This window comes from Rhizobium sp. SRDI969 (assembly GCF_025152725.1).
GTDB lineage: Bacteria > Pseudomonadota > Alphaproteobacteria > Rhizobiales > Rhizobiaceae > Rhizobium > Rhizobium leguminosarum_I.
The window spans coordinates 629,104-637,289 of sequence record NZ_CP104036.1; the positions used below are offsets into that span (position 1 = coordinate 629,104).

Consider the following 8,186-nt stretch of genomic DNA (forward strand, 5'->3'; position numbering starts at 1 on the left):
TCGGAGGAGGACCGATGCCCATTCTCGAACTTAAAAATGTATCGAAGTCCTTCGGCGCGCTTGTCGTCGCCGAAGGGGTTTCTTTTTCGGTGGAGCCGGGAGAGGCGCTCGGCGTCATCGGACCGAACGGTGCTGGAAAATCGACACTGTTCAATCTCATCAACGGCAACCTCAAGGTGGCCGGTGGTTCGATCCAATTCGACGGCCGCGAAGTGACCCATGTGCCCCCGATGCAGCGCTGCCTTGCGGGCATGGGACGCACCTTTCAGATACCGCAGCCTTTCGAGCGCCTCACCGCCTATGAAAATCTATTGGTCGCAGGCGCTTTCGGAACGCGCCAGGCGGAAGCCCATGTCGTCGATCTCTGTGCCGACATTCTGGTGGAGACAGGCCTAATCGCAAAGGCGAATGTCCCCGCAGGCTCCCTTTCCCTTCTTGAGCGCAAACGACTGGAGCTTGCGCGCGCGCTCGCCACGCAACCCAAGCTTCTGCTTCTCGACGAAATCGCCGGAGGACTGACGGAGGGAGAGTGTCGGCAGCTGGTGGCGACGATCAAACGCGTCCACCAGCGCGGCGTCGCGATCATCTGGATCGAGCATGTGCTGCACGCCCTGACCGCCGTCGCCGAGCGATTGCTGGTCTTGAACTTCGGTCGCGTGATCGGCATCGGCGCAGCCGATGCGATCATGGCCTCGAGCGACGTCCGCGAAATCTATCTCGGGATGGAGGTCTGATGGCAAGCCTTGTCGAAACACGAGGTCTTACGGCCTTCTACGGCGACTTCCAGGCCGTCTTCGAGGTCGATATCCGGCTCGAGGTCGGCGAGACCATCGCCGTGATCGGCGCCAACGGCGCGGGCAAATCGGCCTTGATGCGCTCCCTCGCCGGCGTGATTGCCAACAGCGCGGAGATGGTCCTTCATCGCGGCGAACCGATCGGTGCGCTAGGGGCACCGGACGTGGTGCGCCGCGGGATCGCGCTGGTGCCGGAGGGCCGCAGGCTGTTTCCGTCATTGACCGTAGAGGAGAACCTGCTGATCGGCAGCTACGGCCGCCAGGTGGCGGCCGGACCCTGGACCCTGGAAAGCATCTACGGGCTTTTCCCCATTCTGAAAGAGCGGCGACGCAATCCGGCGACGGCGCTCTCTGGTGGCCAGCAGCAGATGGTCGCGATCGGTCGTGCCCTCATGTCGAACCCAGACGTCCTGCTCTGCGACGAACTCAGCCTCGGTCTGGCGCCGGTGGTGATCAAGGATATCTACGCCGCCTTCGCCAAGATCAAGGCATCGGGCGCCGCGATCATCATCGTCGAACAGGACATCGTGCAGGCTCTAAAGGTCGCCGACCGGATTTATTGCATGATGGAAGGCCGCATTACCCTGACCGGCCGTCCCTCCGAACTCGATCGTGCGGACATCCATGCAGCCTATTTTGGATCGGGGACCCATGAACTGGCTTGATACGCTTCTCCAGGGAATACTGCTCGGCGGACTATATGCCCTATTCGCGGCTGGCTTGAGCCTTGTCTTCGGCATCATGCGGCTCGTCAATCTTGCCCACGGCGACCTGATCGTCCTTGCCGCATTCCTGATAATGCTCATCGTGTCATCTTTTGGGCTCAATCCGTTTGTCGCAGCATTGATAGCGGCGCCATTGATGTTCGCGCTAGGCTGGGTGCTTCAATATCATCTTCTCAATCGCACGCTCGGCAAAGACGTCCTGCCACCGCTGCTGGTGACGTTCGGCCTTTCGATCGTGATCCAGAATGGTCTTTTGGAAGCGTTCACGGCCGACAGCAGGCGAGTTCCGACGGGCTCGCTTGAAACGGCCTCGGTGCAGATCGGAAGTGTCAACGCCGGACTAATGCCGTTGCTGACCTTCGCCTCGGCCGTGCTCGTTGTCTTGGCCTTGAATCAGCTCATCTATCGGACCGCTCTTGGCCGGGCATTTCGCGCCACGTCCGACGACGTGGTGACCGCAAGCCTGATGGGCATTCGGCCAAACTCGATCTTCGCCGTCGCTACCGGACTGACGATGATGATCGTGACCGTTGCTGCGCTCTACCTCGGCATGAGAGCGAACTTCGATCCGACCGCCGGACCCGCCCGATTGATCTATGCCTTCGAAGCGGTGATCATCGGCGGCCTCGGCTCGCTTTGGGGCACGCTCGCGGGCGGTGTGATCCTGGGCCTTGCGCAGACGATCGGCGCTGCGGTCAATCCCGAATGGCAAATTCTTGCCGGGCACGTCGCCTTTCTTCTCGTGCTGCTTTTTCGTCCGCGCGGTCTTTTTCCGCGGGCCGTCGACTGAGGCGCGGCCATGACCACGGGTTTTCAAACCATGACCAATGAACGAACGGCTCGCTGGCGCATCGAGACGAGGACGACTGTCTCTCGAATCTTCACAATATTCCTCTTCCTGGCGGCGGCCCTCATGATCTTCGCTCCGTTCGTCGTCTCGCGTGGCGTCGTACAGGATCTCTTCTTCATCCTGACCATGCTAACGCTGGCCCAAAGCTGGAATCTTCTCGCTGGTTATGCCGGCCTCATCTCGGTCGGGCAGCAACTTTTCGTCGGATGTGGTGCCTACGCCTTATTCGGCTTGGTTATCCTGACTGGAATGGATCCAGTTCTGGCGATCCTGCTTGCCGGCCTCCTCGCAGCCGCCGTCGCGGTGCCGACAGCCTTCTTCGCCTTCCGCCTCTATGGGCCGTACTTCGCGATCGGTACCTGGGTGATTGCCGAAGTCGGGCGGCTGCTCCTTGCGCAATGGAAGACCCTCGGGGGCGGAACAGGGACGTCCATGCCGCGAGATGCGACGCGGGACATGCTGGGCGCCGCCGCACTCAGCGACTGGTTCGGTATGCGCTCGTCCGTCGCCGCCGATGCATTGGCCTACTGGATGGCGCTCGTGCTGGCGTCGGCGACGATCATCTTCGTCTACAGACTGCTTTGCAGCAAGCATGGGCTGGGGCTTGCGGCCGTCCGCGACAACGAGACGGCGGCACGTGCCCTTGGCGTCGACGCACAGCGGCTGAAGACACTGATCTATCTCCTGACGGCCTTCATCACGGGCGTGGTCGGTGCGCTCATCTACCTGCAGAAGGCTCGTATATCGCCCGACGCGGCCTTCTCGCTCACCGACTGGACGGCCTACGTCATCTTCATCGTCGTCATCGGCGGCATCGGCACAATTGAGGGTCCGATCCTGGGTGTGCTTGTCTTCTTCGTATTGCAGAACGCGTTTTCGAGCTTCGGTTCCTGGTATCTTCTGGCGCTCGGCGCACTGGCCATTGTTACCATGCTCTTTGCGCCTCGCGGCGTCTGGGGACTGATATCCGACCGCACTGGTTGGGAACTTTTTCCGGTCCGCCGTCGCCTCAAGGACGGATCTTCAGAATATGAAATGGGAGGGCCACATGGCTGACATCAAAACCGACGTATTGATCATTGGCACAGGCCCGGCCGGTTCGGCGGCAGCCGCGTTGCTCGCGACACACGGCCTCGAACCGCTGGTGATCAACCGCTATCGCTGGCTGGCGAACACGCCGCGCGCGCATATCACCAACCAGCGCACGATGGAGGTGCTGCGCGATCTTGGCCGCGACGTCGAGGACGAAGCCTACATGTTCGCCGCCGAGCAGGATCTGATGGGCGAGAACGTCTTTTGCACCTCGCTGACCGGGGAGGAGATCGGCCGCATGAAAAGCTGGGGCAACCACCCACTGTCCCGCGCCGAACATCTTCTCTCGTCGCCGAGCCGGATGAACGACCTGCCTCAGACATACATGGAGCCTTTGCTATTCAAGACCGCCTGTTCTCGCGGCGCGCAGCCGCGAATGTCGACCGAATATAAAAGCCATGTTCAAGATGCGGATGGGGTCACGACGACCTGCGTCGATAAGCTGACAGGCAGGGAACTGACCATTCACTCCAAATTCCTGATCGGCGCGGATGGCGGGAACTCCAAGGTCGCCGACCATGCCGGCCTGAGATTCGAAGGCAAGATGGGCGTCGCCGGATCGATGAACATCCTGTTCGAGGCCGATCTGTCGCGCTACGTCGCCCATCGCCCTTCCGTGCTCTATTGGGTATTGCAGCCAGGCGCCGACGTCGGGGGCATCGGCATGGGTCTTGTGCGCATGGTTCGCCCGTGGAACGAGTGGCTGATCGTCTGGGGATACGATATTAACCAGCCCGCACCGCAGGTCGACGACGCCTTCGCCACGAAGGTCGTGCGCGAGCTCGTGGGCGTCGAAGACATCGAGCCGAAGATAAAGTCGGTCTCGACGTGGACCGTCAACAATATGTACGCGACGACGATATCGAACGGCCGCGTCTTCTGCATGGGCGACGCAACGCATCGACATCCGCCGTCAAACGGCCTTGGCTCCAACACCTCGATTCAGGACGCGTTCAATCTTTCATGGAAGCTTGCGATGGTGCTGAAAGGTCAAGCTGGTCCTGAACTCCTCGACAGCTACCAGGCCGAGCGCGCGCCAGTCGCCAAGCAAATCGTCACCCGCGCCAACAAGTCGATTGAGGAATTCGGCCCTATTTTCAAGGCGCTCGGCCTGCTTGACTCGGTTGATCCGGTGAAGATGCAGCAGAACATGGACGCGCGCTGCAATGACACGGCAGAGTCCGAAGCGCAGCGCGCGGCAATCCGGACCGCGATCGCGAACAAGGTCTACGAATTCGACGCGCACGGCGTCGAGATGAACCACCGCTACGCCTCGAACGCCGTGGTGAAGGATGGTCAACCGGAACCCGCCTTCGAGAGAGACCCTGAGCTGCACTTCCAGCCGACGACTTGGCCGGGTGCGCGGCTTCCTCATGCCTGGCTCTTCGGTGCCGATGGAAAAAAGGTGTCCAGCCTTGATCTGACGGGCCACGGCGTTTTCACGGTGCTGACGGGCATCGGGGGCGACGGCTGGATTGCTGCGGCAAGGACGCTTTCGAAGGAGCTAAGGCTGCCGATCGCCACGCATCGGATCGGACCGCGACAGACGTGGCAGGATCTGAACGGTGACTGGGCGCGGGCCCGCGAAATCCGGGACTCAGGCGTGTTGCTTGTGCGGCCCGACCATCATGTCGCGTGGCGCGCGGACGCCGTGACGGCTGATCCGGAAGCGGAGCTACGCCGGGTTTTGAAAATAATTCTTTCTCTGTGAGGTGCACTATGAGCTCCGAAGAAAAGGGCTATTTCACCGAAGAAAATTCCGTGGAGGTGGTCACGAGCCGCAACGCTCAAGCCAGGGACGAGCGCCTGAAGCGGGTGATGGAGGTTGTCACACGCAAGCTACACGAGGCAGTAAAGGAGCTTGAGCCGACGCAGGACGAGTGGATGGAGGCAATCTTCTTTCTCACCCGTACCGGGCAGACGTGCAATGAATGGCGACAGGAGTTTATCCTGTTGTCAGACGTGCTCGGCGTGTCGATGCTGGTCGACGCCATCAACAATCGCAAGCCCTCTGGGGCTTCTGAAAGCACGGTGCTCGGTCCGTTTCACGTTGCCGACGCGCCGGAACTGCCGATGGGCGCCAACATCTGCCTCGACCAGAAAGGCGAGGATATGGTGATCGGAGGGCGGATACTCGACACGGATGGCAGGCCGATTTCCAATGCTGTCATCGACGTTTGGCAGGCCAATGACGAAGGCTTCTACGACGTGCAACAGAAGGGGGTACAACCCGACTTCAACCTTCGCGGCGTCTTTCGCACGGGCGCGGACGGCCGCTATTGGTTCCGGGCGGTCAAGCCCAAATATTACCCGATCCCGGACGACGGGCCGGTCGGCAAGCTGCTCGGCGCGCTTGGACGTCATCCCTACAGGCCAGCTCACCTGCATTACATCATAAAGGCCGACGGCTTCGAGGCGCTGACAACACACATCTTCGATCCGGACGACCCGTACATCCACTCGGACGCCGTCTTCGGCGTGAAGGAGAGCTTGCTTGCCAAGTTTCAGCCCGTAGAAGATCCAGTGCGGGCTAGCGACCTTGGATTCGCGGACAAGTTTTGGCAGGTGGAGCACGATTTCGTGCTGGCCCGGTCCCGGGAGTAGAACCTCTCGGGCGGGTCGGGCAACTGTCCGGGCGATGATTTCGACCTGCGGTTACCCCTAAAACGCCTGAAGCTGGGCAGGGTCTTCAGATTCCAAGCACGGTCACGAGCGGGGGCGTAAAGTTCTTGAAGCCCAATTTCGGCCAGTCGCACCTTGCGTCAAACCTCGTCTTCGGTTCGTGGCGCTGACATTTCGGGTTGGTCTTGAAGGCGTATCCGGGCAGGGTGACATATCTGGCATTTGCCGTGCAAAGGGCAATCGCGATACACAGCGTCAATGCAGAGCACATGGTTCTCATGGCACACCTCCAGGCGTCGTAGGAACCTTCAAGTGCGGAGAATTTCCGGTCGATAGTTCTCCCACTTTTGCTGGTCCCCCGCCATTCGCCTAATAGGAGGTGGCGTGGCGTCGTGAGTAATCCGTTTAGTGGAGCGTTGGCTAGGCGTTCAAGAAACCTTCATGAAACCCCAGGGTTGAAAAGCACACACCCGGCTCCAAATCCCGTCGGCGGTCATCGAAGCCGGGGAGGGGTAATGGGAAGCGCGCAGTTTCATTGGTTTGGCCGGGGCAGACTAGCCTTGGGCGTCGTTCTCAGTCTTTTTTGCCTTGTGCCCTGCTCCCCTGCGTTGGCGGCGCCCGCCGAAATCGGCGGCCTGACGGTGACCCTGCCCGATGCCGCCACCGGCTGGAGGAAGGCCGGCAAGGGCAATCTGTTTATGCTGCAGAAGGATTTTCTGGAAACGGAGGACGACAAGCGCGGCAATGCTTTGATTCAGATCACCAAGCCGCTCCCGGCAGCGCGCAGTTCCCTGCAGGCCGGCATGAAGACCTTCGTCGCGACGCTGCCCGACATGGCGAAGGAAGATATCCTGGTCAAACATTACGGGGTCACGGTGAACGGCTACGATATCCGCGTGGAAGAACGCTGCTGCGTTCATCAGAAGAATGTCAGCATCAGCCAGATCGTCGTCGGCATCGCCGGCGACAAGACGCAGGCCTATCTGCAGCTCGTGCTGCTGAATGTGAACGGTGACAGAAGCAGTAGCGCCGAGGCCGATTTTGCGACCCTCGTGCGCTCGGTGAAGCTTGATCCTTCCGACAAGGATTTCGATCTCGTGCCGGCGAGCGAAGACGGCGGGCTGGACGGCGTCTTCACCCATCTTGATACCGGTCTCCGGCCGAATGTCTTTGGCGGCATGGATTTTTATTCGGACAGCACGATCACTATGTTCGACCCGAAGGGGCTGTTCAGTACGGAACTGCCGAAGGGCGGCCGGAGCATCACCGAACATTGCAAGGAGACTCCGACCGATTGCGGCCTCTACAAGCTTACCGGCGGCGGATTTTTCTCCTCCGCCGGGGCGATCGAAATGCGTAGCGTCACCTCTGCTTACGGCACGATCGAGATCGAGACGAAACCGTTCTCGAAAAAAGGTGAGGACATAGTGATTGCCGACGCAGACCACCGCGCCGTGCCACCGTTTGATGAGGGCACGACGCTCGACGGCGAATGGGTATCCACCTTCGCCTCCAGCGGGATGACCGCGACCTCATCGGGATCGGTGGCTTCCAGCCATACGCTGAAGCTTCATCGAAACGGCACTTTCGAACGCACAGGCTGGTCGGGCGCCTCGATGACGAATGAAATCGGCGGATCGCAATCGGGCGTCACCACGTCAAGCAACCGGCCAGGCGCAAGCGGACGCTACAAGCTTTTCGGCTATCGTCTCGATCTGACCGACGTGAGTGGTAAGACGGAAACCATGAGCATATTCGAGCCGGACAAAGGTTCCGACGGGCTTCTGGTGATCAACGGCAACAACTACCTGAAGGACGATGGGAAATAGAGAGGCAGCGCCCAAGCTATTGATAAATAGGGCTTATACGGCGACATGATTGACTTCCCGGTCGGCTGGAAAGCCCACCGTAGTTATCGGTCACTTCGAGTCATCGGCAATGCGCGAATCACTTGAAATCTGTCTCATGTCGCCAGCCGTCTCGATGGGCTGAAACGGACGGCTTGGTTAAGCATTTGTAAATTGGTAACGAATCGAGGCATATAGTAACTGCGCAACTGAGGCGCTTTCGTTCAAAATTGCGCAGTTACCTGGGAAAAAGATC

8 protein-coding genes are annotated in these 8,186 nt (G+C 60.1%); 7 read left to right on the top strand and 1 reads right to left on the bottom strand.

All coding sequences use genetic code 11. The features are described 5' to 3' along the window. The first annotated feature begins 14 nt into the window (after nt 1–14). The 6 genes from N2A41_RS27095 to N2A41_RS27120 are packed head-to-tail and all read left to right on the top strand — an operon-like array spanning nt 15 to nt 6,065. The gene (locus N2A41_RS27095) at nt 15–734 is read left to right on the top strand and encodes an ABC transporter ATP-binding protein (protein ID WP_260111276.1); all 720 of its coding nucleotides are present in this window, start codon (nt 15–17) and stop codon (nt 732–734) included. Next, entirely contained in the window at nt 734–1,459 is a 726-nt protein-coding gene (locus N2A41_RS27100; protein WP_260111277.1) for an ABC transporter ATP-binding protein, read from the top strand. Before N2A41_RS27095 ends, N2A41_RS27100 begins: the two co-directional genes overlap by 1 nt. Further along, complete coding sequence (locus N2A41_RS27105; RefSeq protein WP_260111278.1) at nt 1,446–2,309, top strand: branched-chain amino acid ABC transporter permease; 864 nt, start codon at nt 1,446–1,448, stop codon at nt 2,307–2,309. The genes N2A41_RS27100 and N2A41_RS27105 overlap by 14 nt, the downstream gene beginning before the upstream one ends. Before the next feature lie 9 nt (nt 2,310–2,318). Further along, nucleotides 2,319–3,425, top strand: a complete 1,107-nt coding sequence (locus N2A41_RS27110) for a branched-chain amino acid ABC transporter permease (RefSeq protein ID WP_260111279.1) — start codon at nt 2,319–2,321, stop codon at nt 3,423–3,425. Continuing rightward, a complete protein-coding gene (locus N2A41_RS27115) occupies nt 3,418–5,172 on the top strand; it encodes an FAD-dependent oxidoreductase (protein WP_260111280.1) in 1,755 nt (584 codons plus the stop codon). The genes N2A41_RS27110 and N2A41_RS27115 overlap by 8 nt, the downstream gene beginning before the upstream one ends. A gap of 8 nt (nt 5,173–5,180) precedes the next feature. Then, nucleotides 5,181–6,065, top strand: coding sequence for an intradiol ring-cleavage dioxygenase (locus N2A41_RS27120; protein WP_260111281.1), 885 nt, complete (start codon nt 5,181–5,183; stop codon nt 6,063–6,065). An 85-nt stretch (nt 6,066–6,150) separates the two neighbouring features. On the opposite strand, the gene N2A41_RS33370 is transcribed toward N2A41_RS27120, so the two are convergent. Then, nucleotides 6,151–6,363 carry a hypothetical protein gene (locus N2A41_RS33370; protein WP_162115636.1) on the bottom strand — a complete coding sequence of 71 codons (213 nt, stop codon included), beginning with the start codon at nt 6,361–6,363 and terminating at the stop codon, nt 6,151–6,153. 235 nt (nt 6,364–6,598) lie between these two features. Between N2A41_RS33370 and N2A41_RS27125 the strand changes: the two genes are divergently transcribed. Beyond that, complete coding sequence (locus N2A41_RS27125; RefSeq protein ID WP_260111282.1) at nt 6,599–7,912, top strand: hypothetical protein; 1,314 nt, start codon at nt 6,599–6,601, stop codon at nt 7,910–7,912. Nucleotides 7,913–8,186 lie beyond the last annotated feature (274 nt).

Coding starts and splice junctions, on each gene's coding strand:
- N2A41_RS27105 (WP_260111278.1), top strand. CDS start 1,446: ATGAACTGGCTTGATACGCTTCTCCAGGGAATACTGCTCGGCGGACTA.
- N2A41_RS27115 (WP_260111280.1), top strand. CDS start 3,418: ATGGCTGACATCAAAACCGACGTATTGATCATTGGCACAGGCCCGGCC.
- N2A41_RS27095 (WP_260111276.1), top strand. CDS start 15: ATGCCCATTCTCGAACTTAAAAATGTATCGAAGTCCTTCGGCGCGCTT.
- N2A41_RS27110 (WP_260111279.1), top strand. CDS start 2,319: ATGACCACGGGTTTTCAAACCATGACCAATGAACGAACGGCTCGCTGG.
- N2A41_RS33370 (WP_162115636.1), bottom strand. CDS start 6,363: ATGAGAACCATGTGCTCTGCATTGACGCTGTGTATCGCGATTGCCCTT.
- N2A41_RS27100 (WP_260111277.1), top strand. CDS start 734: ATGGCAAGCCTTGTCGAAACACGAGGTCTTACGGCCTTCTACGGCGAC.
- N2A41_RS27120 (WP_260111281.1), top strand. CDS start 5,181: ATGAGCTCCGAAGAAAAGGGCTATTTCACCGAAGAAAATTCCGTGGAG.
- N2A41_RS27125 (WP_260111282.1), top strand. CDS start 6,599: ATGGGAAGCGCGCAGTTTCATTGGTTTGGCCGGGGCAGACTAGCCTTG.